The 22,168-nt window shown below is 40.2% G+C and carries 29 protein-coding genes; 24 read left to right on the top strand and 5 right to left on the bottom strand.

The features are described 5' to 3' along the window. Both BN1128_RS10545 and BN1128_RS10540 read right to left on the bottom strand, forming a co-directional pair. On the bottom strand, nt 1-833 hold an 833-nt coding region (locus BN1128_RS10545; RefSeq protein ID WP_042868461.1), incomplete at its 3' end, for a hypothetical protein. A gap of 304 nt (nt 834-1,137) precedes the next feature. Next, complete coding sequence (locus tag BN1128_RS10540) at nt 1,138-1,914, bottom strand: hypothetical protein (protein ID WP_156140195.1); 777 nt, start codon at nt 1,912-1,914, stop codon at nt 1,138-1,140. A 1,478-nt stretch (nt 1,915-3,392) separates the two neighbouring features. On the opposite strand from BN1128_RS10540, the gene BN1128_RS10535 reads away from it, so the two are divergent. Next, nucleotides 3,393-4,094 carry a hypothetical protein gene (locus BN1128_RS10535; protein ID WP_042868457.1) on the top strand — a complete coding sequence of 234 codons (702 nt, stop codon included), beginning with the start codon at nt 3,393-3,395 and terminating at the stop codon, nt 4,092-4,094. A gap of 136 nt (nt 4,095-4,230) precedes the next feature. Continuing rightward, entirely contained in the window at nt 4,231-4,971 is a 741-nt protein-coding gene (locus BN1128_RS10530; RefSeq protein ID WP_042868455.1) for a hypothetical protein, read from the top strand. A gap of 327 nt (nt 4,972-5,298) precedes the next feature. Here BN1128_RS10530 and BN1128_RS25350 read toward each other — a convergent pair whose 3' ends face one another. The 3 genes from BN1128_RS25350 to BN1128_RS26565 are packed head-to-tail and all read right to left on the bottom strand — an operon-like array spanning nt 5,299 to nt 6,306. After that, entirely contained in the window at nt 5,299-5,649 is a 351-nt protein-coding gene (locus tag BN1128_RS25350) for a hypothetical protein (RefSeq protein WP_156140194.1), read from the bottom strand. 54 nt (nt 5,650-5,703) lie between these two features. Beyond that, on the bottom strand, nt 5,704-5,886 hold the full coding sequence (locus BN1128_RS25345; protein ID WP_156140193.1) for a hypothetical protein: 183 nt from the start codon (nt 5,884-5,886) through the stop codon (nt 5,704-5,706). A gap of 39 nt (nt 5,887-5,925) precedes the next feature. Next, nucleotides 5,926-6,306 carry a hypothetical protein gene (locus BN1128_RS26565; protein ID WP_052445510.1) on the bottom strand — a complete coding sequence of 127 codons (381 nt, stop codon included), beginning with the start codon at nt 6,304-6,306 and terminating at the stop codon, nt 5,926-5,928. A gap of 101 nt (nt 6,307-6,407) precedes the next feature. Between BN1128_RS26565 and BN1128_RS10520 the strand changes: the two genes are divergently transcribed. The 22 genes from BN1128_RS10520 (at nt 6,408) to BN1128_RS25320 (ending at nt 22,056) form a co-directional block, all read left to right on the top strand. Further along, nucleotides 6,408-6,911 carry a glycoside hydrolase family protein gene (locus BN1128_RS10520; RefSeq protein WP_156140192.1) on the top strand — a complete coding sequence of 168 codons (504 nt, stop codon included), beginning with the start codon at nt 6,408-6,410 and terminating at the stop codon, nt 6,909-6,911. A 339-nt stretch (nt 6,912-7,250) separates the two neighbouring features. Next, nucleotides 7,251-7,382 carry a hypothetical protein gene (locus BN1128_RS26435; RefSeq protein ID WP_276325059.1) on the top strand — a complete coding sequence of 44 codons (132 nt, stop codon included), beginning with the start codon at nt 7,251-7,253 and terminating at the stop codon, nt 7,380-7,382. Between the two features lie 47 nt (nt 7,383-7,429). Beyond that, entirely contained in the window at nt 7,430-7,762 is a 333-nt protein-coding gene (locus BN1128_RS10515) for a hypothetical protein (RefSeq protein ID WP_167335805.1), read from the top strand. Between the two features lie 150 nt (nt 7,763-7,912). After that, nucleotides 7,913-8,434, top strand: coding sequence for a hypothetical protein (locus tag BN1128_RS25340; protein WP_156140191.1), 522 nt, complete (start codon nt 7,913-7,915; stop codon nt 8,432-8,434). Nucleotides 8,435-8,609: 175 nt separating this feature from the next. Then, nucleotides 8,610-9,068, top strand: a complete 459-nt coding sequence (locus BN1128_RS25335) for an HNH endonuclease (protein ID WP_156140190.1) — start codon at nt 8,610-8,612, stop codon at nt 9,066-9,068. 171 nt (nt 9,069-9,239) lie between these two features. Next, the gene (locus BN1128_RS10500; RefSeq protein WP_042868441.1) at nt 9,240-9,647 is read left to right on the top strand and encodes a phage terminase small subunit P27 family; all 408 of its coding nucleotides are present in this window, start codon (nt 9,240-9,242) and stop codon (nt 9,645-9,647) included. A gap of 113 nt (nt 9,648-9,760) precedes the next feature. After that, nucleotides 9,761-11,533, top strand: a complete 1,773-nt coding sequence (locus BN1128_RS10495) for a terminase large subunit (protein WP_082030400.1) — start codon at nt 9,761-9,763, stop codon at nt 11,531-11,533. 70 nt (nt 11,534-11,603) lie between these two features. Beyond that, a complete protein-coding gene (locus BN1128_RS10490) occupies nt 11,604-12,803 on the top strand; it encodes a phage portal protein (protein WP_042868437.1) in 1,200 nt (399 codons plus the stop codon). Beyond that, nucleotides 12,779-13,393: an HK97 family phage prohead protease gene (locus tag BN1128_RS24095; protein WP_052445509.1), complete on the top strand. Its 615-nt coding sequence runs from the start codon at nt 12,779-12,781 to the stop codon at nt 13,391-13,393. Before BN1128_RS10490 ends, BN1128_RS24095 begins: the two co-directional genes overlap by 25 nt. A gap of 87 nt (nt 13,394-13,480) precedes the next feature. Continuing rightward, nucleotides 13,481-14,722, top strand: a complete 1,242-nt coding sequence (locus BN1128_RS10480; protein WP_042868436.1) for a phage major capsid protein — start codon at nt 13,481-13,483, stop codon at nt 14,720-14,722. Nucleotides 14,723-14,987: 265 nt separating this feature from the next. Next, nucleotides 14,988-15,524, top strand: a complete 537-nt coding sequence (locus BN1128_RS25330; protein ID WP_156140189.1) for a hypothetical protein — start codon at nt 14,988-14,990, stop codon at nt 15,522-15,524. Further along, complete coding sequence (locus BN1128_RS10475) at nt 15,525-15,863, top strand: phage head completion protein (protein ID WP_156140188.1); 339 nt, start codon at nt 15,525-15,527, stop codon at nt 15,861-15,863. It begins immediately after the preceding gene. After that, nucleotides 15,856-16,431, top strand: coding sequence for a hypothetical protein (locus BN1128_RS10470; RefSeq protein ID WP_156140187.1), 576 nt, complete (start codon nt 15,856-15,858; stop codon nt 16,429-16,431). Before BN1128_RS10475 ends, BN1128_RS10470 begins: the two co-directional genes overlap by 8 nt. Further along, the gene (locus BN1128_RS10465; RefSeq protein ID WP_042868432.1) at nt 16,431-16,799 is read left to right on the top strand and encodes a hypothetical protein; all 369 of its coding nucleotides are present in this window, start codon (nt 16,431-16,433) and stop codon (nt 16,797-16,799) included. Before BN1128_RS10470 ends, BN1128_RS10465 begins: the two co-directional genes overlap by 1 nt. 16 nt (nt 16,800-16,815) lie before the next feature. After that, nucleotides 16,816-17,244, top strand: coding sequence for a hypothetical protein (locus BN1128_RS10460; protein WP_042866327.1), 429 nt, complete (start codon nt 16,816-16,818; stop codon nt 17,242-17,244). Nucleotides 17,245-17,322: 78 nt separating this feature from the next. Beyond that, the gene (locus BN1128_RS10455) at nt 17,323-17,655 is read left to right on the top strand and encodes a hypothetical protein (RefSeq protein WP_042868430.1); all 333 of its coding nucleotides are present in this window, start codon (nt 17,323-17,325) and stop codon (nt 17,653-17,655) included. A 23-nt stretch (nt 17,656-17,678) separates the two neighbouring features. Then, the gene (locus BN1128_RS24090; RefSeq protein ID WP_156140186.1) at nt 17,679-18,116 is read left to right on the top strand and encodes a hypothetical protein; all 438 of its coding nucleotides are present in this window, start codon (nt 17,679-17,681) and stop codon (nt 18,114-18,116) included. 64 nt (nt 18,117-18,180) lie between these two features. Continuing rightward, nucleotides 18,181-18,408 carry a hypothetical protein gene (locus BN1128_RS10445; RefSeq protein ID WP_042868428.1) on the top strand — a complete coding sequence of 76 codons (228 nt, stop codon included), beginning with the start codon at nt 18,181-18,183 and terminating at the stop codon, nt 18,406-18,408. A gap of 93 nt (nt 18,409-18,501) precedes the next feature. Next, on the top strand, nt 18,502-21,066 hold the full coding sequence (locus BN1128_RS10440) for a coiled-coil domain-containing protein (protein WP_042868426.1): 2,565 nt from the start codon (nt 18,502-18,504) through the stop codon (nt 21,064-21,066). A gap of 33 nt (nt 21,067-21,099) precedes the next feature. Then, entirely contained in the window at nt 21,100-21,495 is a 396-nt protein-coding gene (locus BN1128_RS10435; protein ID WP_042868423.1) for a hypothetical protein, read from the top strand. Further along, the gene (locus BN1128_RS25325; RefSeq protein WP_156140185.1) at nt 21,495-21,761 is read left to right on the top strand and encodes a hypothetical protein; all 267 of its coding nucleotides are present in this window, start codon (nt 21,495-21,497) and stop codon (nt 21,759-21,761) included. Before BN1128_RS10435 ends, BN1128_RS25325 begins: the two co-directional genes overlap by 1 nt. Nucleotides 21,762-21,771: 10 nt before the next feature. Then, entirely contained in the window at nt 21,772-22,056 is a 285-nt protein-coding gene (locus tag BN1128_RS25320; RefSeq protein WP_156140184.1) for a hypothetical protein, read from the top strand. Nucleotides 22,057-22,168: the final 112 nt, after the last annotated feature.

The raw sequence follows: 22,168 nt of genomic DNA, 5'->3' as shown, positions 1-22,168 counted from the left end.
AGTTTTTCTTCAAGCTCGATAATCTTACCTTCAAGCTCATTCTTCTGCTTCCGGTCCTCAATGGCGATAGAACCAATCTTCTTAGCTCGGATACGCATATCTTCAAGTTCAAGCTCGGTTTCTTCAATCAGGATTTCCAGGGCTTCTGCTTTACGGGAAAGTTTCCGGTTCGCCTTAATCGCAAGAGTCTTTTTCAAATTACCGGCTTGACCCATTTTGGTTGCGCGGTACTTATGAATCTCGTTTTGTGCTGCCAGTATCTTGAGGGCATGACCAGCAAAATCTTTTCCAGAGTAAGGAAGTTCGGTCAATTTGATAAGAGCATTTGCCATCTTAAGACGATCATCAATGGTAGCTTCTTGGTTGTTCATAGTAGAAGCAATAACACGCTTAACAAATTCATCGACTGTCAATCCAGACTCTGTGAACATCTTCTTCAAGGTCTTGAGAGGGCGATCCTGCATCATGACAGGGTGAATCACAGCAACACTCAGAGCCTTTTCGATTGCTCCATTACCATTACCGTTCATGAGCATTTCAAACGCTTCATAAACTGCATCTTCAAATTCGTATGAGACGTAACCGGCAAGTTTCAGGATTTGACGCTTGGTTAGGTAGGTTCCGCCATTTTTACCTTTAAAACTATAACAGGCGAAATCTGCCTGTTTAGATTCCATACTAGTTTTCCAGTGTTTTACGGTATCTTGGGTTTTCAACACATCAAGACCATAACCTTTCAGGAGGTCTTGAGCTTTATAGAGTTGGGAGCCTTCTACATTGTGAGTAGACAGGGTGATTTCTTTTTTGGTCAGTACCAGAGTAATAGTTTGCATTTTATAATCCTTATCGGTTTATTGAGAGTGTTATCGGTTATTGTCCCCTAAGCTTATAGAAGAGTAATCGTTATCGGTGAAGAAACCTCTTCGTCTCCAATAACTTTTAACCAATCAATAAACCGATAACGATTAATGGGCGGGTATGCCCGAAATAGATTCAGAGTAGCTTATTCTCTTCTTCATACATTTATTTAGGGTGTTTAAATTAGAGCAATAATCGGAAGACCGATAAAGCCGATGGCAACACATATGGCTAAGACGAACAGGGCTTGCTTGGTAGATAGAGACATTGCGGGGTTCCTTAGTTGTAACGTACAGGACGGGCAGACTCGATAGCCTGCACCAGTTCAAATTCTTCTTGTGATTGGATCTCGTCCTCATCTTCGGAAGGGTCAGCAATCATTTCAAACGGAACCTGAATCCCGTTATCGATAAGAACCTGAATTAGTTTGTCGATTACCAAAGCATTCTGATTAGCGATCTCTGCGTTTTCGTTGACAGTCTTAGCAAGTTCAATAGTGAAGTCGGATTCGTTTTCAATAGCTTCTTCGGTGATTTCGATAGTCTTAGCTTTGCGGGTATAAGAACCACGCTTTTCAATCTTATTCATATTATCCATGTGGTGTACCAGTGAACCTTTGTAGGTGTATTGATTGCGGTTGATTTCTTCAAAGCGAACAACAATATTCATTCTCTCGTTAAGGGAAACTTCAAATTTGAAAACAACACCATGAATCTGACCATCACGGGTCTTATCCAGATCACCAACAACGATATTCATTTTCTTACCAGCAATACGGATTGCATATAAACATTGCTTAGAATCAACCATAGCTTCTTTCAGTGTGTCACGTACACGCTTACGCAAGAAACGACCACGATCAGATTGACTTTCCAGACCAAGGGCTTTCAGCTCTTTAGAGAAGCCAGAGAATGGGAGCATAGTTCCCGCCTTGTTCTTACCAAATTGATAGTTGATAGTAGAAATAGTTTTAACGGTAGCCCATTGCTTTTTAGCACGGTTGGTTATTACTTTTTTAGATTCAATGTTGATAAATAGGGTGTCTTGGGATTTCATTTTGGAGTTCCATAGTTTGAGGATTAAGATTGTTATCTGCTGCAACAGATATAGGGGTGCACCATTTGGGTGCATAATAGTTCTTGTTCAGAAGAATTGTTTCTTCTTATGAATGTATTTAGGGTAGCCAAATACAAGTTATTCTTGCTTATATGCAAGGGGAATGTTCGTGCTAAAAATAGGTTCTTTAGCACAATAATTATCTAATAGGTAGCTAAGAGTTAAAACTTGTTTTATTACAATGACTTATAATAGATTTTTTGAAAAGTTGTCGGTTTATAGTTATGCTAATATTTCTATATTTGTTAGCATAAGTCACTAATAGGAAAAAGCGGGGAGTGATGAAAAGCGGGGATACGAATATCTTAATCGAAACTGGTTCGAACCTTCAAAACAAATCAAGTTCCTTACTGCTCTATTTAGTGTAACCTGAAATTAGATGATCTGAATACTTTTATCTGAAAACCCTAATACCTAGAATCAAAGTAGAATTGAAACGGCGATAGCCAGTCTTTTCTTGTTCAGGTCATTCAGTGTATTGGAATCCTTAAAATCCTTCCTGTATGACGTTCTAAGAGATTCCTTGAAGGATTTAATACCATGATGGCCTGAAACCCTTAGAATTTATTATAGAGCTTTGTAGAGATTTTAAAGTGAGTTATAAAAATCATCTTGAAATAAGAAAGAGTGAGCGAAGCGAACAGGGCGATAGCCCGTCTTGTAAAACTATTCTAATCGATTTCTTGAATTGCTATTAATCTACAAATCCTATTCTAAGTGTAAAGTTTCTATTAGTATTTTATAGAACTTTATAATTAGAAAATCTGAATGATTGATCAAGCGCCTGACGGCGGTCGCTTACGCTCCGTTTCCTTTTTCTTTTAATATTGTTCTTAGATGATATTCAGATTATCGCGGGGAATCGACCGAAGGGCGAGGGCGTGTATATAGTATTACTTACAGACTAGGCCCAGTGGTGGCGCGGTTCTCAGAGGCATAAACTACCCTAAAACATGCCATAAACTACCCTAATTTGAGTTTTGAGTTCCGAAAATTCATGTTCATAGCCCTGAGTTTTGCATGATATAATCATTTCATACCTACCGTTTTTAATGATCTGTAAATAGTAATAGAGAGTGAGAGGATTCCTAGTTGTCCTTTCTTCTTGATAAGTCGGAACAAAGGGCTGCAACCCTCCGAAGTCAAAAAGCTCACTCTAACAATATTCCTGTTTAGCCCTGTCTTCGGATGGGGCTTTTTCTTATCTGCTACTTTTCACCAGACACAAAAAAGCCCCAACCAAAAGGAAGGGGCTTCTCACCAAAAGGAAGGCTGTCTAAGACCTTCTCTCTATACATGTATTTAGGGTAGCTGTAGTTTCTTTATCAGCATAAACTCAGACGGTCACCATATCAAATGGCGAGCATTTTGACGTCGCCCTATGATAGACTGATTGAAACTATTGGGAGGGGTTTGATATGGAATACAAAGATATACCCATTGAGCAGATGAAGACTGATGATGAGTTCAAATCCAAGCGGAATCAGTTAACAATAATAAGTCTTCTCTTGATGGCTATGAGCCTGAGTGATGCACAGATCAAAGAGGCGAACACGTTTATATTCAAGATTGAGTTCAGTAATACTCCTGCATTTGGCTGGTTAGTGTTACTTGGTGTGATTGTTCTCACAATTCGATATTATTCATTTGCCTTCAAGTATCATCGACAGCTTTTTAAATTGTGGTCTAGCGAAATGGTTAATGACCGTAGGTTATTGGTTGTTTATCATGATTTTGATGGTTCTGGTTTAATTGAGCCTCATGGGCTTTTCAGCAAACTTAAAGAAGAAAGTTTTGCAAAACCTTTAGAGCCATCTGAGCATAGTAGAGAACAAGAGTATGTATTAAAATACAATACAGGCCCATTCTTAAGTCGGTCATTGAGTTATGATGTAGATGTCGGGAAGTATATTCATACAGAGATTGTGAATCTAAATAAATTTGATGATAATTGGACTAAGGATGACCTTCGCGAGCTATTCAAAATAGAGCTTGAATATAGATTTGATGCATTTTTCAGACGTTCAGAACACCTTGATCTTCTTTTACCTTATATGGCATCTCTATTAGCGATTTCATCCTTCATCTTTAAGAGCCATCTTCTTGAGTTTTGGAAATAAAAAAAGCCCCCTTCCATGATGGTTGGGGCTTTTTGATCTTATTTTTTCAGGTCGTGTGGACGGGGCGATCAAGTTGCAATGTGGGGCCGGTTCGAGTATCATTCAGAAGTTTTTAATTTAAATTAGTGGGACTATCATGGATGTTTTCACTGCTTTAGTTGTGATACTACTTTTCCCAGGTGTTTTGTTTGTAATTATAATTGATAACTTCACCGAACACAAAAAATGGGATTCTTGGAAATACATTCTATATTCAATTGTCTCTGGTGTTTTCGCTTATTTCATATTGCAGCTAATTATATTGGCTGCACAATGTTTGTATGGCGGCCTTATACAAGGAGTTTATTACATCATTGGGAAATTCTGTCATAACATTATAAAAGGTGTAGCTGAGACAAATTTATATTATCTTGATGTGTGGAACGTTATCAATGGTTCAAGTAAAAAGTTTGAGCCAATGGAGGTTATATCATCTGGTGCCGTGGCCATACTATCTGCACTACTTTTCTTAAAGATAAAAACAACTTCCGCTATACATAATGTATTAATAGCATTGAACGTCAGTGAGAAGTATGGCGATGAACCTGTATTCTCTAAGGTCGTACGTTCCACAGCAAATGAATATGTTCTTGTTATGATTCTGGATGAAAACATAATACTTTCCGGCATGGTTTATTACTATCATATGAGTGAGGAAGGTATGCAGGAATTGGGGATGATAAATGTTGTGGCGACACAAATGAAGGATAGTACAGAAATATTTACTGCAAGTAAACTATATGTTTCTAAACCCCAAGGACAATTAATTATATATACCGTCCCACCTGTAACTGAGGATGTAGATCAATCTGCCACCCAATCCGCCGAAGCTGAGTAACAATCAGTTTTAGTAGATAAAGCATCAGCGATGCTGATTTAATAATTTAACCATAAAGAAGGGACTGAAATATGGCAAAACCGCCGAATAAATCAAATCCAGTCATATGTAATGATGGTATGATCATGGAAGGGTTGGTTACTAGGAATATAGATAAGCACCTTGTTATGCCAACGCAACCACCAAAGAGTGGCAATACAATGCCAAGGACAGCGCCTACTGAAGCTGTCCGACCGCCAACACCAAAGCCAATTGATCGTTCCAAATGATTTTTTGGTATTAATATAAAAAGCCCCGCTCTGCAATGGTTCGGGGCTTTCTTTTTTATCATTGATATCGTTTACAGATCCGGATGCCTTCATTGTCTTCAGGTGCATACCACATAGAGTTTTTGAACAGTTCTTTTCGGATTATTTCTGAATCATCAATTGTCACTCTTTTTTCCGCATCATAATTAAAAATTATTACGATATGAGAATAATAGTCGCCATATCCTCTGTCTTGAGGTTCTGAGTTAACTCTAATATCTATTGGGTCACTAACAATTATGGCGCCATTCTGAATGCGAGTTAAGATAGTGTTTACTTGTGTTGCTGCTTCATTAGCAAAATCAACAAAACTATTAAAGTTTGATTTTTTTGTTCTTACAGTGAATTCATACGATTTTGCAAAACTCATTATATTTTCCCTTCGATGAAAAATCCCTAACCAAAGTGCTAGGGATTGAATAATTTACTTCTTTTGCTCTTTCACTTTATCGAACGCCAGTTCAGCTCTTTCAAAGGACTCTTCATCAAGACTTTCAAGAACTTTGATGATTATATCTTCGTGTTTGAACATCATAACTGCAACATGCTTATTGATGACACCATCTTCGTCAAATAATTCTCGGTTCATATCTTCATATCTTGTCATTTTATTCTCCAACAATAAAAGGGGACTCATTCTAGCACACTAGATATCTTCAATCAAAAACCAATCAGGACAACGCCCAATAGTGCTTGAGCCCGCCATGTAGTTAAGACACTTCGGTTTCCTCAGTCCCTCTAACTTGAACAGATAGAACAACTCCCAATAGCTCACCTCATACTTACTCTTGCATACCTTCAGACATATCTTTTCTATATCCCCCTCAGACCATCCCCGAACGACCTCAGACGAACTCTGATACTTCCTCCAATCACTTTCCTTGGTAACCTTCTTACCATACTTCGGATCGCTTTTACGCCGTTCTGTGACCCTAGACCAAAACGATTTCTTCCCGATATACCATTCACCAGTAACTTTATTCTTTATCAAATATATAAAGCCCTCAACACCTGGCTCCGGCTCCATCTACTCTAGTCCAATCCAATTATGTTCCGACATTAAATTTATTACCTCGTAAATAACAGTGAGCAAAAACGCTCTGAATTTATTTACTGAGGTAATAAAAATTGAATATTGAACAAATGCTCATTTATGACGAAGGGTCGAGAAATGAAATATATCTAGACTCGAAAGGGTATTGGACTATCGGGATTGGTCATCTCTTAGCCAAGAAGAAGATCACCAAGCAAGAGGCAATCGCAATCCTAGACTTCCAGTTAAACCGAAAAACGCAAGGTGTTATCTCTAACGAAGATGTGTCCAATCTCTTGGCCATCGATCTGACCAGCATGATGAGCACGATGAAGTCTCAATGGTACTACCCAATCTACCTGAAGATGGATGTAGCCAGACGTAGGGCTCTACAAAACATGGCGTTTCAAATGGGAGCTGGCGTTGGTGGAGTTGGTGGGTTCAGAAACATGTTGCTCGCTTTAGACAAAACGCCGAATCCAGACTATCAAGGCGCTCACCGTCATGCCCTGGACAGCTTATGGTACAAGCAGACACCTAATCGTGCTCGGCGTGTTGCTGCCGTTCTTAGGGATGGAAATTTCGACTCATATAAATAGATATGAGGGATGGAATAGTTCTGTCTCATAAGAAGAAGACGCAAAGCGTTTAAGGAAAATGAAAATGGTACAAGGTCTTAAAATGCTCTTTAGCAAGATCCAAGAAAGCCCGCTTCATCCTGTTATCAAGTATCCAGCTTTGATTCTAATCGCTGCTGGGATTGGTGCGTGTGTAGTTTATGGAGTCGTGTGATGAGTAGCTATAAACGAGAAGATTGGATTTCCCTGGCGATCCGAGTTTTAGTTGAATGGCTAAAGAGTAAGAAAAAGTAAAGCCTAAATAAGGGTGTAGGGAATTAATCCTTACACCTTAACCACCACATAAAGGAAACAAGAACAATGAACATTCAAGACATTATCGAAGAAATCCGTGATGAAGTATTCGATATCATGGCAAGTAGCTTTAATAACAAGACCAAAGCACAAAAGATTATTCCGGTACTGAATAGATTCGAGGATATTGGACTATGAGCATCTTAGAGATATTAAGACAAAACCAAAGCAAAAAGGAAACAAAGATGAAAATCAATATTCTGAACTATACCACCGCACAATTCGACCAAGAATGTCTTCGTCAAATCGAAACCATTAGCAACCATTTCGAATGGGAAGGTGATTACGATATCGTAACTATCGATGGTTGTATTGCAATCATCCACATGATGACCCCATGTAATGATATTGCTGAGTTTGAAACTGAACTCTTTGATCGTCAACCCGAACTCGTACCATATATTTCATGTCATTATCATATGGATCCTCAGTTTAATGAGATGCTTGTAGTTAAGTTGAACGAAGAAGCTATCGAACGTGATGGCGTTGAAATAGTAATCAAAAACTTTGGAGAGTAATCAAAATGAATATCATCGCAGAACATAAGAAACAGATGACCGAGCAACTAAGCAAAATCGGACACTGGTAAATAAGAGGGTAAGGGAATAAGTCCTTTACCTAATCAAAACTCATAATGAGTTAATCCACCACTTATAGGAAACAAGAAAATGAACACTAACGAAATTGAAACCCTGTCCAATACCATCACCTCTAAGCAAGCAATTGACCTGCTTGATAAGTCTTTAGAACGTGAAGAAGAAGATAAATGTATTCTCAAAGCAATTGACCATCTTGAACGCTGGATAGGAAAGAAAGTTCACCGCGAATTTAATGAAGAGATTGGATTTGAAGTGACTGCTATGAAGGAAGATACCTTTGAAGTAGTAAAAGCAATCAGATTTGAAGACTCTGTTATCTATCAGGCTCCATACTACGTTAAGAAATATCTTGAGCGTGGTAATTGGATAAAGACCGATGATGTAACTCGTTATGTTATTACAACTTACAAACTTGAACGTGTAGAGCATCCATTGATTGTGAAATGTAGGGAGAGAAAAGGAAAATATGAACAGCGCATGAAGGAAATTGAAAAAGGTATTGAACCAGCTACCCAGTTTACCCGTCAGTTGGAACAACAACGTGATCTAATCCAACGCTTGGTAAAAGAATCAAAATCCAATCGTGTATAAGCTCCTGTAACGCTCTCTAAGCAATCCGAGAGTAAAGCAATACCCTGATACCAAATTAGAAAAGAAATCGATAGGGGGGAGGTTTTATAAATAATTCAACGCTTTATCACACCCCCTCGTATCCCGATCTGACACCAATTAGGTCTGGGACTTTTTTTCTGTAAAAGGAATTCCCATGGCATTACAAAAGAAATGTCTTCATCCCACTTGCACTTCGATAGCTCTTGATGGAGAAACCAAATGCGAAAAACATTTCGTACCTAGAAAGAAAGTTTCTAATTATTCCAGCGATAAATTTTACAACACCAGCCGCTGGAAAATTCTTTCTAATAAATATTTATCAAAAAATCCAATCTGTGAGATATGCAATAAAAGGCCCTCGGAGCAAGTAGACCACTGGCTAGAGCGTCGTATGCTTCTCGGATTATCTTATCAAACAAACCCCGACAACCTGATTTCAGAATGTACCTCGTGCCACTCTACTAAGTCAGCCGTTGTCCGCAAACTAGGACTCAATTCTTATGGAACTATTAAATATCTTATCGAAAACTATCCGAGGGATTCGGGAATCGATTACCTCTTGGACTACCAAATTAAAAGAGAAACGGACTCTTTCCGCAAAGAAAAGGAATAAGTTTTCTCTCACTTTTACTAAAGAAGTGAACAAAATCATTGTACATGAGAACAAAATATACCGTGTTTTTGTAGGTGAAGATGATATCACCGTATGGGATCAATATGATGCAGTAGTACAAGACTTTGAACTAATTGTCGTTCTTCTTGAATACTTTAAGGAGAACATGCAATGTCGGTAATTTATATATGTGGTGGTATCGTTTTAACTCCTGCTGGTAAGAAAGAGTTTAACCGCATTAAGAACCAACTAAAGAAAGAACGTGGTAAAGCATATGTAACCCCTCTTATCGAAACGGCGATAGCCTCTCTTGCTCAACAGATGGACTTTATGAACTCTGCTTTGGAGATTGTAGCTATTGAAGGTATGACTATCCAGAGTGGTAGGGAAGGGGAAACAACTAAAGCTAATCCCGCCTTGAATATCGTTAAAGAATATCAAACTCAGATTCGTCTATCTCTTATTGAACTTGGTATGACTCCAAAATCAAGAGCTGCAATGAATATAGCTATTGCAGAAGAGAAGAAGGCTAACGGCTTTGCTGCAATCATGAGTCAGCAAGAAGAAGACGAAGAATAATCAATCCTAAATAAGTGTGCATATCGGCATTGGCTCCTACTGGATGGCCATATACAGCGAACGTTTCTCGCATCTTGGGATATTGCCGATCCCTCTACAATAAGGAATATAATATGCGCACATTAGAATCACTGAACCATCGAGTTCATACTCCAAAACATAATGATCCATTGGGTCATACTCTTTTCGATAACTACTGTATTAGTATCAAGGGCGCAGAACAATATGCCTATGATGTTATTACAGGTGCTATTGATACCAGTCCATATATCAAGGGTGCCTGTGAAAGGTTCCTTAAAGACTTAAACCGTGATGATATCTATTTCGATAAGTATAAGGTACGTCAAGCCCTTAGTTTCACCCTGCTGATGAAGTTCCCTAAAGGTGCTGCCAAAGGTCAAACCATGACCCTCAGTGATTGGCAAGTATTCTTCATGGTCAATATCTACGGCTTCTATTACGTGAAAGATCATCCCAACAAAGAATTAGCAGGGGCTCGTAGATATACAACCGCCGCCCTTTGGTGTGGACGTGGCAACGCGAAATCCACTCTCAGTTCATCCATCATGATTATCGAAAACCTGATGACTAAGAACCAAGGTTCATACGTAGTTTCGGCTGGCCCTCGTCTTGAGCAATCCATGATCTGTATAAACGATATGAAGAGTTTTATCGCCCAGAGTCCAGAACTGAAAGCGATGTTCAATACCAAGAACAGTAAGAAGACTGTGTGTAAGCACAATGATGTAATCACCATGGGCGCCGTAGCTGGTCCAGGTAAGCTTGATGGTTTCCGTATCACTCTAGGTGTATGTGATGAACTTCACGCACACCCAGACGCGACCCTTAAAGGTGATCTGGAATCCGGTTTTGGTGGTATGCAGAAAGACACCATGCTTCTGATGATCTCCACTGCTGGCTTTAACTCCCTTGGCTTTGCTGCTAAGGAAATGGATTACGGTCGTAAGGTATCCACTGGCGAAGTAATCAACGATAGATATTTTGCATTGGTATATGCAGTTCCACCAGAACATAAAGAAGATTACGCAAACGAGAAACTTTGGGCATGGGCAAACCCGAACTTGGGTAAGTCTGTGACTCTGGCAACCATTCGTAATATTTGTGTCAAGGCTAAACAAGGGTATCTAGAAGACCGTAATAACCTTCTCACCAAATATATGAACATCTACTCAGATGAGGCGACTGATTCATATATCAACATTCATGACCTTCAAAAGTGTCGAAATCCAAAACTTGATATCAAGGACCTCATAGGCAAGCCGTGTTACTTGGGATTGGATCTGGCATCGTTCCGAGATCTGGCAAGTCTTACCTATGTATTCCCAGAAGAAGATAAGCTAATTGTATTTCAGAAGTCATATTTCTCTCGTGGTGCTATGGAGGTTCTTCCAGTAGCTGACCAAGACATCATGATAAGTGCCCAGAACGCCGGAGAACTGGTTATAAATGAGGGTGCCATCATCGACCATGGGTTAATCAAACAAGACGTTATAGAGGCTTACAGCGCGTTTAACATCAAAGCATTCTCGCTGGATAGTGCTGCCTTGGGTGTCCGGTTCGCAGAAGAAATAAACGCTCTGAATAAGAAAGTGAAACCTATTGAAGTATTCCAAGGATTTGGCTTGTCATTCCCAATCACCCGAGTTAAGGAACATATCCTAACCGGTAAGTTTGAATATAACGATACGCTACTTGAATACGCCTTTAGAAACTCCGTTGAATATATCGGGTCATTGAAAGGTGAATCGATGCTCAAGAAGAAGAACGAACATCATAAAATAGACCCAGTAGTTAGCCTAATGACGAGTGTCGCCAGTATCCCCGTCTGGAAAGCTCCGAAGATTTTCAAGGTTTCCGGTAGTTAAAAACACAACCCTAAATAATATGAGATTGGGATATTTCGGTATCCCATTTTATTTTAAAGGAGAAATATTAATGTTCAATAAGCGACAGAAAACCCGTGGCGTTAATCGCCAAGGTGGAGCTGGTATCGCTATGAATGATGACGCTTGGTTAGCAAATGGTGGATTGAAGGATGAATTTCTAAAAGAACCTGCTGTATTAACTGCCGTCAAGCTCATAGTAAGTGAGATTGGATCTATCTCATTAAAGGCAGTCGATAACAGTCTCGATAAAGAGATAACAGCTTCTAACAATCTGGATGCGTACAAGGTTCTATATCGTAAGGCTAATGGTTGGCAAACTACCAGTGATTTTATCCGGGGTGTGGTTCTGAGCATGCTTTCTAATAAGGATACATTCATTAAGATTGATAAACGAGGAACAAGCAAACCAGTAGTAGATGCTATGCGACTTCTAGATAACGGTACTGTATCAGTTCAACGTAATACTAATGGTTCATTCACACTATCCGGTAATTACTCAGACGGGAAGAAGATTAACCCAAATGAGATACTCTGGATTAAATCCCCCCTAGTTGTGAATGGTATGTCCATCGAATGGATTGATTATATCAAGACATTAGTTGATCTGAGTAAATCAACACTTACCAACGCTAATCAATTAGCTCGGCGGGGCCCTCTTGCTGGCGGTGTAGTTGAAACTCCGGAAGACATGACCGATGACCAATGGAATGAATTTTCTGAAGGCATATCAAATAGTATCAAGAAATCAGAAGTTTTGATCCTTGACCAAGGTTCTAAGTGGGTACAGACCAATAACCTGATGAAAGAACTTGAGTTCGATAAAAACCGTCTCGCTCAGATTAAAGAGATTGCTACGGTATTTGGTATTCCACTTCCTTTACTGGGGATTCCTGACAGCTCATATAAGAGTTATGAAGAGGTTAGACAAGCATTCCATGCCAGTTGCCTGTATCCAATAATGAAACAGATTACAGACGCATTAGAGGAAGCTTGGAACTATCAACTGACCATTCGTTTTGATAGCGATGAATTGGCAGGTGTACCAATTTCAACTCGTGTAGACGTAGCTGACAAGATGGTAAAGCTTGGTTCATTCCCACTTAACGAAGCTCGAATTGCAATCGGTAGACCTCCGCTTAAAGAGCTGGAAGGTATATATGCAGTTGAGACGAACAACCTGACATTAGAGGAACGAGATTCAATACAAGAAAAGAGGCTAAAAGAATGGCAACAAAAACAAAGGCGCTGAAACTTCGATTTAAAGAGGTGGATGGCGTAAGTGATACCGGTGAGATATATGCATGGGGGAATATAAGTAACGTTGTTGATTATAACAATGAACTCGTTGAAACCGGCGCATACCAAGCAACTTTAGACTTCCATAAAGAAGAAGGTTCCACAATTAAAATGCTTTACCAGCACGATCCAAATCTCGTTATCGGAGTTTGGGACGAGTATGGCGTTTCTGAGATTGATGGTAAGGAGGGATTTTGGGTAAAGGGCAGAATTAATTTAGATATTCCACTCGGAAAAGAAGTTCATTCAAATCTGAAAATGGGTGCTCTGGATTCTCTTTCTATCGGCTACCTAGTTTTGGATGAATACAATGGAGCTAATGATGTAGTTCATTTGAAATCAATCATTATAAATGAAACTTCAATCGTAACATTCCCCGCCTGTGCCGCCTCCCGTGTTATCTCAGTGAAAAATAAAGAAGAGAAATCCCCCGATAATATTCAACCTGAATATGTGCGGGTTCCCTCTTGGGCAGAAGTCAAAGCCAAAGCATTAGCTAAATCTAACCTACTGGCTTTGGTATCAAAATTTAAGTCGAAATAAACCGACCCTAAATAAATTCAAGAGACGAGGGAAATAGTTCTCTCGCGCTCTACTTATATCTAAAAACCCTTAAAAGGAAACATTTAAATGAAAATTCGTTTTGGTAAGAAAGAAATTGAAATTGCTGATGGCGTAGAAATGGAAACCGTTCTGGCTGCTGTAGCCGAAGAGGTTCAAGCCGTTCAAACAGCTCTGGAGGATGCTAAATCAAAAGGCTCCAAGTCCGAAGATGAAGTTGTACGTCTGCAAGAAGAACTGAAAGCTATTAAAGAAGCTCTGGAAGAAGTTAAAGGTAAAGCTCTTGATGAAGGTATTACCGCTGACGAAATGGAAAAGGAAGTCGATGCTGCTACTAAGAGTATGAACCGTGCCCTGCGCGATTCCCTCCGCAATGGTAAGAAGAATATCGAACTGATGGATGAAGGTAAGCAAATGGCTGGTCGCCGTTCCACTAAATCCGCTGATGGTATTGATGGTGCTATCGTTCCTCAGTTCCATGCCGAAGTGATCAAGCGTTTGAAAGAAGTAAGTCCGATTGTTGCTAACTTCAAACAGCTCCCTGTAAGCAACGAAGATTTCCAACTCCCGGTTCGTGCTGGTAAGACTGGTGCCGCTCTGGGTAAAGGTTATGGTGCCGGTGCTCCGGATATCGTGTGGAATCGTGGTTCCTTCATGCGTGGTTCCTGCAAGCCAGTTCTGCCTGATGACCTGATTCTCGATTCCTTCACCAATGCTATCGCCCTGGTACAAGAAGCAATCGCGGAAGATTTCTCCGACCTGATGGCTGATAACCTGCTGAATGGTTCCGTTGCTGTTGATGGTGCTGATTCCTGTGACGGTTTGGGCACTAAGTTCTCCAAGACCGAAGGCGTTAAGTCGCAGAAGGATCGCAAGACTGACTTCTTCGCCATAGTTGAAGGTGTCGCTACCGATGAAGGACTGATTGACGAACTATTCGCCCTGACTGAGAAGCTGGTAACTGGTTATCGTGCAGGGGCGAAATTCTACATGACGAGTGCCCAGTTCCTGAAACTTAACGCGATGAAGGACAAGATGGGTCACAGTTACGTTAAGCCATCTGCTGTTGATGCAACTGTTTATCAACTGCACGGTAAAGACATAGTTGTAGATAGCTTCTGGGAAGGTCCGATCATGTACGGTGATATGGGGCGTGCTGTTAAAGCTTTGACTCTGGCGAACAGCTTTAGCTCCAAGGCGAACGAGTGGCAAATTGACGGGATGGTTTCTTTCCCAAGTGCAATCCGTCACGGTCTGGTAATCGGTGATAACGCTTCTCTGATTGGTTTCTATCCGGCTGCTGCTGCTTGAGAAATTAACGATGAAATGGGAATGGTTGAGGTGAAAGCCTCTTCCACTCTCTTGAGTATTCCGAGTGGTTCAATGGATAAAGTCGAAATCGTTAAAGATGGAGACACAACATTGACAGTCTCTGATCTCAGTATCGAGAATGCCAACATACAACCAGCTAAACGGAAATATAACCGCAAGGTACAAGCTAAATAGTCAATTAAGCCTCCAGCATGGGGGCTTTTTTGTTTCCCTAAATAATAAAAACTACTAAGGAGAATTGAATATGATGAGTGTGGTTTATAAAGTCGATGAAGTAATAGGTTTATATGATGATCTAATTGAGGATGATGTAATACAAAATTATCTCCGTCTTCCTGATGCCGATGAAGAAATAGGACTCTTGAAAATTGGTTGTTTGATGAGTGCTGAAACCTATCTTAATCGACCACTAGTTGAATCTAAGGTATTAGTTGAATCCAACTCTCGGTCGTTCTTGTTGCCGTATACACCGGTTAATAAGAATGTCGAGATTATTGAAGCAAGTAATGCATATGGTCCAGTGACTGATTTCGAATATAGCGAGGTTTCGAATCGGGTAACTATAGGGTCCACTGTAGTGCTTCCAGTGACATTTACAACTCATGTAATGAAAGGTGATACATCGATTCATCCTTCTATCCAGATCGGCGTATTGAAGGCTATAGCCTCAGAATATGAGATGCGCGAGGATGCCGTCATTGGTGCTTCTGTTACATCCATTCCAAATCAATCTAAACGCATATTGAACTTATATCGGTCTAATCCGATTAAGGGGCGTTAAATGAGAATTGGTTCAATGAGGCATTCGGTAGATATACTTCATCGAGAAATGACACAAGATGATTATGGCAGTCCAAAATACCAAGATAAAGTATTCATTAAGCTAAAAGCCCAAATGACATATGACAACCAAGTAGATTCAGATAGCAAATACGACTCTAAATGGGCATTCCGAGTGGTCTTGAAAACTCGTTATATCTCCAAAATCATGGATGTTATGAATAGCAGAGACTCTTATCGAGTAGCTTGGCAAGGCAAGTTCTACAAGATCATAACCATGGATAATTGGAACAACCTCAACAAGTACATCACTCTTTATTTGGAGCAAGACCGTGGCTAAGACAAAACCAGAAGGATTAGACGATCTTAATAAGTTATTGGATTCACTTACTGACCCTAAATTTCGGGCAAGAGCTTTAAGGAATGCAGTCAAGCCAGTCATGGAAGAAGTTAAACAAGACATGATATCAGCGAAACCAGAATCTATTAAAGATTCAGATGTGGTTATCAAGACGAAGGTGAATACAGGCAAGGCTGAAAAGAATGGTTCAAAGCAAGGGTTCATCAAATCTGACAAGTTCAATGAACTTTATTCAGAAGTAACCTTTAAGACCAAGCGGGGAGAGTATGAGTATGGAGAAGAGAGTGCATATGGAATGGCAACAATCCTTAACTATGGTCGAAACAACCCTCTAGCGCGTGTCCGTGGTGATTCTAAGTTCCACTCCTTCGGTAAACCTACAGAAGAAAGTCATCGCTATATAGGCGTGACCCAAGGGCTTTTCTTTGTCGAAAAAGTGAGATTCCAAAACGAAAATAAGATAGCTGAAGATTTTGGTAAACGTCTTCTTGATGAAGTTGAAAAAGAGATTAAGAAACAAGACAAACGAAACAATAGGAAAAAGTAATGGTAGAAAAATCAGTCCATGCAATGCTGGCTTCTTCCGGATTAAAAACGTTTCCATTCCAAGCTCCTGATAATATAGGTGAATCTGAAAGTTTTATCACTTATATGAGAATCGGGAATAAGACTACTACGAAGTATTATTCAATGGACAAGCAGATTGATGAGAGTCTCTTCGCCTGTTCTATTAGTTCTAGTGAATATCCGAAGCTTGTCGAAATCTGGAAGACCCTAAATAAAAGTATCTTGAAGTATCAAGACGAAATCGTGATGGGTGTCGCTGTTCATTCGTTTGATGATTTTAAAGCGAATCAGGGACAGTTTGTCCGCGAATTTCAAATAGGTGTCACTCATGTCACCGACTTAACTTAACAAAAGGAAAATTAAAATGGCTCTAACCGATGCAACCGTTGCTAACTATATGACGGTCAAAATGGATACTGTAGAGATTACAGATATCGAACAAACCTCTGGTGGTGGTATAAATACCAATATCATCGAGTTCTTCAACTTCAACAAACGCTTTAGTCGTAAGATGACAGGTTCCAGTTCTGTCGATGCTTATGAACTAGTGTGTACGTTCATTCCTGGTAGTCCTTCATATAAAGCGCTTAAAGCTGCTGCTGATGATCAAGCTAAACATGAATTCACTATTATCTATCATGATGGTCCAAAAAAGACTGGTGGCTATCAAGTTAAATTTAGTGCCTTCATTGGTTCTAAGTCTATTAGCTCTGAGTTTGATACCCAGCGTACCGTGTCTTATCAGATCACCGTTGATGGTGAACCTGTTGAATCTGACGTTACTGGTGCTTAATAAACAGCCATCCTACTTGGGGTGGCTTTTTTGTTCCCTAAATAAGTTATATAACAACTACCAATTAGGGAAATTAAAATGAAAATGCTTGACCGTTTTGGTCTGAAACCAAAGACAGGAAGAATAGAAGTTGATGGTGAAAATCTAGAGTTCTTCTACAAACCAATGTCATTCAACCTCGTTCGTGAAGTATGTAATCAATTCGATGATGTAATCCGTACCTTACTGGTTGCTCGTCATTGTCTTGTTGAGTCTAATGGTGAACCGGTATTCGATCCTGACGTTGATCTAAGTGTTATTGGTGATGCATTCGAATTTCATATAATCAGCCTTATGAGTGCCCACATTGTTAACGATAGTGGTCTGAACAAAAGCATAAAGGATGAAATTGCGGGAAAGCTCGTGCGTTGATTGTCGATGACACCTTGAGATTCATGTATGAACTATCCATATCTCTCGGTGTACCTATTCATGAGATAAGAGAATGGCCCTATGAAACAATAAATGAATACAGGGCATTCAACGCTATAGCACCATTCACGAAAGAAGCTGACCACACTCTACTAGGTTTCCTGATAACCCTTCTTCGTAATCAGAATGTGACCAAGAAGTCGAACATGAAGAACATGACAGACCTAGTTCCCTGGCTTGAACGAAAGTTACCTGAATACCTCGAACACGACCTGATAATCAAGGCTCGCCGGTTGTCTACTGTAGCCAGAACCGAGTACGCCATCTTTGATCTAATAGGTCATATTGATGAAACCATACAGGACGAGTTACAGAAGGGTGATAAGAAGGATTCCTATCTAATTCATATGCTTATGGAGATCAAGAGAGATATCACACCTAAGAAGGATGAAGAGGAATAAACAAAATAGATGATCTCCATTTGGATCTGTTTGCATATATAAAACACTCATAAGGAAACTAAAAATGATACCTGTAGAACTGCTCCTTTTTGCCTTGCTAGTTGTGTATATCTTCGTTGCATTTGCGATTGCACAAGCAGGAGAGAACAACAGAGGGACTAACTTTGTAACTTGCATGACTATCGGGATTTTCACATCACCTATCGGCTCATTGCTCTATATCTTCTACCATCCTAATTCTAAGAAGGATAGACAGCACGCTGAATGGGTTGAGTTGCTAAAGAATAAGTAATCTACTCCAACACATCACGGCTCCTTCGGGAGCCTTTTTTGTTTCTGCCCCCCTAAATAAAAGGAGATTAAAATAATATAAGAGAGGTAAACAATGGCTTGTATAAATGTGGTGATGTCAGCCCAGACACAAAAATACGTGTCCGACATCAAGAAAGCTCAACAAGAAGGGAATAAAAGCTTCAATACTATAAGTAAAGACGCAACGAATATGGGGAATGAAGTTACGTCAGCATTCAATCTCCCCAGCAATGCCGTTACAGGCTTTCTAGCGCGACTGGGGCCCGTTGCTGGTGCATTGGGGATTGTTGGTGGTGCAGCATATGGGGCTGGCGTCAAACTCGCTCAGATGGGCACTGAAGTAGGGAAGAATCAGAAACAGCTTGAATTACTGGCTAAACAGTCTGGTCTTACAGCACAACAGGTGAATCAGATAGGTCTTGCTGCAACTGGTGTCGGTATCGACCTGGAAAAGCTTGGTGATATCTCCCGAAATGTCATGGACCGAATTGGGGACAACATCAGTACGGGGGGCGGCGCCCTTCAAGATCTATGGGACACTCTGAAAGGCAAGTCTGCAATGACCATTGAGGATCTAAAAGGTCTTGGTGGTATTGAAGCATTGAAGCGCATTCAACAAGAACTAGATTTGGTTGGAGCTAGTACAGCACAACAAACATTTGTAATGGAAAGCCTTTCTTCTGATGCCAGTAAACTATCTGGTGTTCTAAGAATGAATGAACAACAGCTTTCAGACATGCTAGACGGATATGCGACCAAGCGGGCTTCTCTTGCTCAATCAACCATAACAGATATAGACCGCATTCAGAGTAATATGAATACCCTTAGTAATAACTTCAATGCGGCAATGGTGAACTCATTTTCTTCACTAATCCGTCTTGCTGATACTATGACTAAGAAAATTTCTGATTCCTTGTATGACATGAGCGAAAGTGCAAAGTCTCAACAAGTTGTTGGTGATTATATATCTGGTGGGAAAGTTAGTAGTGGTAATAGCCAAGACCTGATAGACAATGCAAGCAAGATTCAAGAACAGATTAGGATGGATTCTGCGGCTAAAGCGAGTATTGAGTTTAATCCTATTTTTAATGCTGACGAATTTAAGAAGCGTAGGGATGAATTGATTTCTCAAGGTATGGAGAAACTTAGACAAGATGTAGTAAAGGCAACCGACTTTAAGAACTCCGAACAGATTAATGCCCAATCATCAGGGACTACTGGTAACGCTGCTGCCGTTTCTTATGGGAGTGCTAAGGATGCTAAGAAGGCGCTTGAAGAGAACGAGAAGCAACGTATTCAGATAATGTCTGAAATGGGTAAGATAGAAACCCAACTTCAAAATTCAATTGGTGATGAAACTACTAAAGCCCTTCAATCTAGTTTAACTCAACAGCAAGACCTCCTGAAATCGAATGGTGAGCAACGCAATACCATCACTGAGGCTCAATCTAAGTTTTCTCTTGAAGCCGCTCAGAAGCGTTTCACAGCTCTAGGCACCCTAAATAAAACTGAAGAAGATGCAGCAAATTATGCTCATCAACAACAGTTAGAAAATTTGAAGAAATATCTTGCTGAGGGAAGCCTAACTCAATCTGAATTTGACCAAGCAAAGCTAATAGCAGCCAAGACCTTATCTGAAAAATTGGTAGAGATTAAGGATAATCAGCTTAAGAGAGAGAAGGAGTTAGAAACCAAGGCTTTCAATGAGCAACAAGCAATTCTTCAAGGTAAATTAGGGTTTGCTGTTCTGGCTCAGGATAAAGCAGACCTTGAACTTGAAATCGCTGTGACTGCTGCACAACGCCAAATGGAAGTTGTTAATGAGCAAGCAGGAAGTGAAGTCATCACCGAACAGATGAAGCAGGACAAGATTTCCGAACTACGCCAGGAACATCGTGATAAGGAAATTGAGCGTGAACTTGTAGATATTCAAAGTGCGGAAGAACGGGACATCATCAAATGGGAGATGAAACGTCAATTCTTAGATGAACAATACGAACTAGGTCTGTTATCAGAGGAAACATACGCTGAAAAATCCCTAGAGATTGATCGGAATACCACAGCGGCAAAACGTGCGCTGATTCAAGTTCAGCTAGGGAACATGAGTGAGTTGTTTAGTGGAATGGCCCAGAACCTTGAGAAGGGGAGCAAAGCCCAGAAAGCCGCATTTGCCCTAGAGAAGGCAGCTACCGTCGCGAATGTAACTCTTGCTGGCTTTGATGCACTGGCAGCCATAGACAAAGACCCATCACTGCCAACCCTAGCAAGTAAGAACATCGCCAAGGCAACAACTATCGCATCTACAGGCGCTCAAATAGCGGGGGCCGTGGCTGTGACTATGGGACAGTTCCACTCAGGGACTGATTCAGCTCCGTATGCTAATGGCGAAATAAGCAATACCGGTTCTTATATACTTAAGGGTGGGGAACGTGTTGTTCAAGCAGAGGCGAACAAGGATCTAACTTCATATCTCGAATCAAATAAGAGTAATTCTGGAGCGGTATCCGTTTCTATGCCTGTCACTATTCAAGGTGACGTATCAGAAGATTCATTACCAAAACTCCAAGCTCAATTAATCGAGAGCGCAGAGCTTATTTCTCATCTAGTAAGACAGGAACAAACAAATAGGGGAGGGTGATTCTCCCCTTCAACAAATAATTAAGGAATTAAAATGGCTAACAAACAAATCAAATGGGATTTGGATATCTATCGTGGAGACTCGAAAAGAATTCAGATGACTTTCGTAAACGTTGATGATCAAACTGGGGTAACAACACCTGTTGATCTAACTAATCTAACAGTGAAATTACAGGCAAGATATGCAGCCAACGATTTAGGCGCAATATTTGAATTGCCGTGGACTACTATCAATGCAAAACAAGGTCTTGGATATTTCAACTTAACAAAGACTCTATCCGAATCGTTGGCTGCTCCTTATGGCCCAGATGTAGGTAAAACAAATGGTGTCTATGATATCCAGCTATGGAGCAAATTAGATGCCCAAGCTTCATTTACACCGATCTATGGTAATTGGGTTGTTCGCCAAGACATCACGAGGGAAAAATAATGGCACTTCAAGTTAGCATTGTAGAAACGGCAATGAATTTTACTGGCGCTGGTTTTGAACAAGAGCCCATCAGCCAGTCAGTGCATATTCTTGAAAATGTAACGATTGGGGATGCACTTACCCAAAAGTGGCGAGACGAAACTAAACAATATCGTGATGAAATTGTTCAAGGAGATTTTCTTGGTGATGCACTTACCCTGGCATCGAGCAAAGCTTATCCCGTCACACTCAAAGCGCTTCCAGCGGGTTTCCAACTTTGGTTATAAGGGTAAGAGAATGTATAGAAAAGTAATAATGAGAGAAAGGGGGGTGATGATTGGTGAAGAGTATCCCATCAACCATATCCCAACACCTCATGTAATGGCTCCTGTGACTTGGTTTAAGCCATCCCTTCCGACTAAGCACCCACACCCCTTAGTTGATTATGGAATTCGTGAGAACGATTCAGGGGAGCTTGTGGCGTACTGGGAAACGGATTCATATAACCATGAGTTTCATACTGAGTTCTTGATCGAAGTGAATGGGATTGTTCTAGATAAATTCAATTATTTCTTCAAGTAAGAACCATTAATCAACTGGCTCCTTTGGGAGCCTTTTTCATATCTCTAAATAAAGGGGTGATGTCTAACTAAAAATTAAGGAATTCATAATGGCACAAGAAAAAGCTCTTGAT

This window comes from Aeromonas piscicola, from assembly GCF_000820005.1.
Taxonomy (GTDB): Bacteria; Pseudomonadota; Gammaproteobacteria; order Enterobacterales; family Aeromonadaceae; genus Aeromonas; species Aeromonas piscicola.
The sequence above is the reverse complement of the archived record's forward strand: the minus strand, read 5'-3'. Positions and strand labels throughout refer to the sequence as shown.

Excerpts from the sequence above, each read along its gene's own strand:
- BN1128_RS10540 (WP_156140195.1), bottom strand. The coding sequence starts at position 1,914 with ATGAAATCCCAAGACACCCTATTTATCAACATTGAATCTAAAAAAGTA.
- BN1128_RS10535 (WP_042868457.1), top strand. The coding sequence starts at position 3,393 with ATGGAATACAAAGATATACCCATTGAGCAGATGAAGACTGATGATGAG.
- BN1128_RS10530 (WP_042868455.1), top strand. The coding sequence starts at position 4,231 with ATGGATGTTTTCACTGCTTTAGTTGTGATACTACTTTTCCCAGGTGTT.
- BN1128_RS25350 (WP_156140194.1), bottom strand. The coding sequence starts at position 5,649 with ATGAGTTTTGCAAAATCGTATGAATTCACTGTAAGAACAAAAAAATCA.
- BN1128_RS25345 (WP_156140193.1), bottom strand. The coding sequence starts at position 5,886 with ATGACAAGATATGAAGATATGAACCGAGAATTATTTGACGAAGATGGT.
- BN1128_RS26565 (WP_052445510.1), bottom strand. The coding sequence starts at position 6,306 with ATGGAGCCGGAGCCAGGTGTTGAGGGCTTTATATATTTGATAAAGAAT.
- BN1128_RS26435 (WP_276325059.1), top strand. The coding sequence starts at position 7,251 with ATGAACATTCAAGACATTATCGAAGAAATCCGTGATGAAGTATTCGAT.
- BN1128_RS10515 (WP_167335805.1), top strand. The coding sequence starts at position 7,430 with ATGAAAATCAATATTCTGAACTATACCACCGCACAATTCGACCAAGAA.
- BN1128_RS25340 (WP_156140191.1), top strand. The coding sequence starts at position 7,913 with ATGAACACTAACGAAATTGAAACCCTGTCCAATACCATCACCTCTAAG.
- BN1128_RS25335 (WP_156140190.1), top strand. The coding sequence starts at position 8,610 with ATGGCATTACAAAAGAAATGTCTTCATCCCACTTGCACTTCGATAGCT.
- BN1128_RS10500 (WP_042868441.1), top strand. The coding sequence starts at position 9,240 with ATGTCGGTAATTTATATATGTGGTGGTATCGTTTTAACTCCTGCTGGT.
- BN1128_RS10495 (WP_082030400.1), top strand. The coding sequence starts at position 9,761 with ATGCGCACATTAGAATCACTGAACCATCGAGTTCATACTCCAAAACAT.
- BN1128_RS10490 (WP_042868437.1), top strand. The coding sequence starts at position 11,604 with ATGTTCAATAAGCGACAGAAAACCCGTGGCGTTAATCGCCAAGGTGGA.
- BN1128_RS24095 (WP_052445509.1), top strand. The coding sequence starts at position 12,779 with ATGGCAACAAAAACAAAGGCGCTGAAACTTCGATTTAAAGAGGTGGAT.
- BN1128_RS10480 (WP_042868436.1), top strand. The coding sequence starts at position 13,481 with ATGAAAATTCGTTTTGGTAAGAAAGAAATTGAAATTGCTGATGGCGTA.
- BN1128_RS25330 (WP_156140189.1), top strand. The coding sequence starts at position 14,988 with ATGATGAGTGTGGTTTATAAAGTCGATGAAGTAATAGGTTTATATGAT.
- BN1128_RS10475 (WP_156140188.1), top strand. The coding sequence starts at position 15,525 with ATGAGAATTGGTTCAATGAGGCATTCGGTAGATATACTTCATCGAGAA.
- BN1128_RS10465 (WP_042868432.1), top strand. The coding sequence starts at position 16,431 with ATGGTAGAAAAATCAGTCCATGCAATGCTGGCTTCTTCCGGATTAAAA.
- BN1128_RS10460 (WP_042866327.1), top strand. The coding sequence starts at position 16,816 with ATGGCTCTAACCGATGCAACCGTTGCTAACTATATGACGGTCAAAATG.
- BN1128_RS10455 (WP_042868430.1), top strand. The coding sequence starts at position 17,323 with ATGAAAATGCTTGACCGTTTTGGTCTGAAACCAAAGACAGGAAGAATA.
- BN1128_RS24090 (WP_156140186.1), top strand. The coding sequence starts at position 17,679 with ATGTATGAACTATCCATATCTCTCGGTGTACCTATTCATGAGATAAGA.
- BN1128_RS10445 (WP_042868428.1), top strand. The coding sequence starts at position 18,181 with ATGATACCTGTAGAACTGCTCCTTTTTGCCTTGCTAGTTGTGTATATC.
- BN1128_RS10440 (WP_042868426.1), top strand. The coding sequence starts at position 18,502 with ATGGCTTGTATAAATGTGGTGATGTCAGCCCAGACACAAAAATACGTG.
- BN1128_RS10435 (WP_042868423.1), top strand. The coding sequence starts at position 21,100 with ATGGCTAACAAACAAATCAAATGGGATTTGGATATCTATCGTGGAGAC.
- BN1128_RS25325 (WP_156140185.1), top strand. The coding sequence starts at position 21,495 with ATGGCACTTCAAGTTAGCATTGTAGAAACGGCAATGAATTTTACTGGC.
- BN1128_RS25320 (WP_156140184.1), top strand. The coding sequence starts at position 21,772 with ATGTATAGAAAAGTAATAATGAGAGAAAGGGGGGTGATGATTGGTGAA.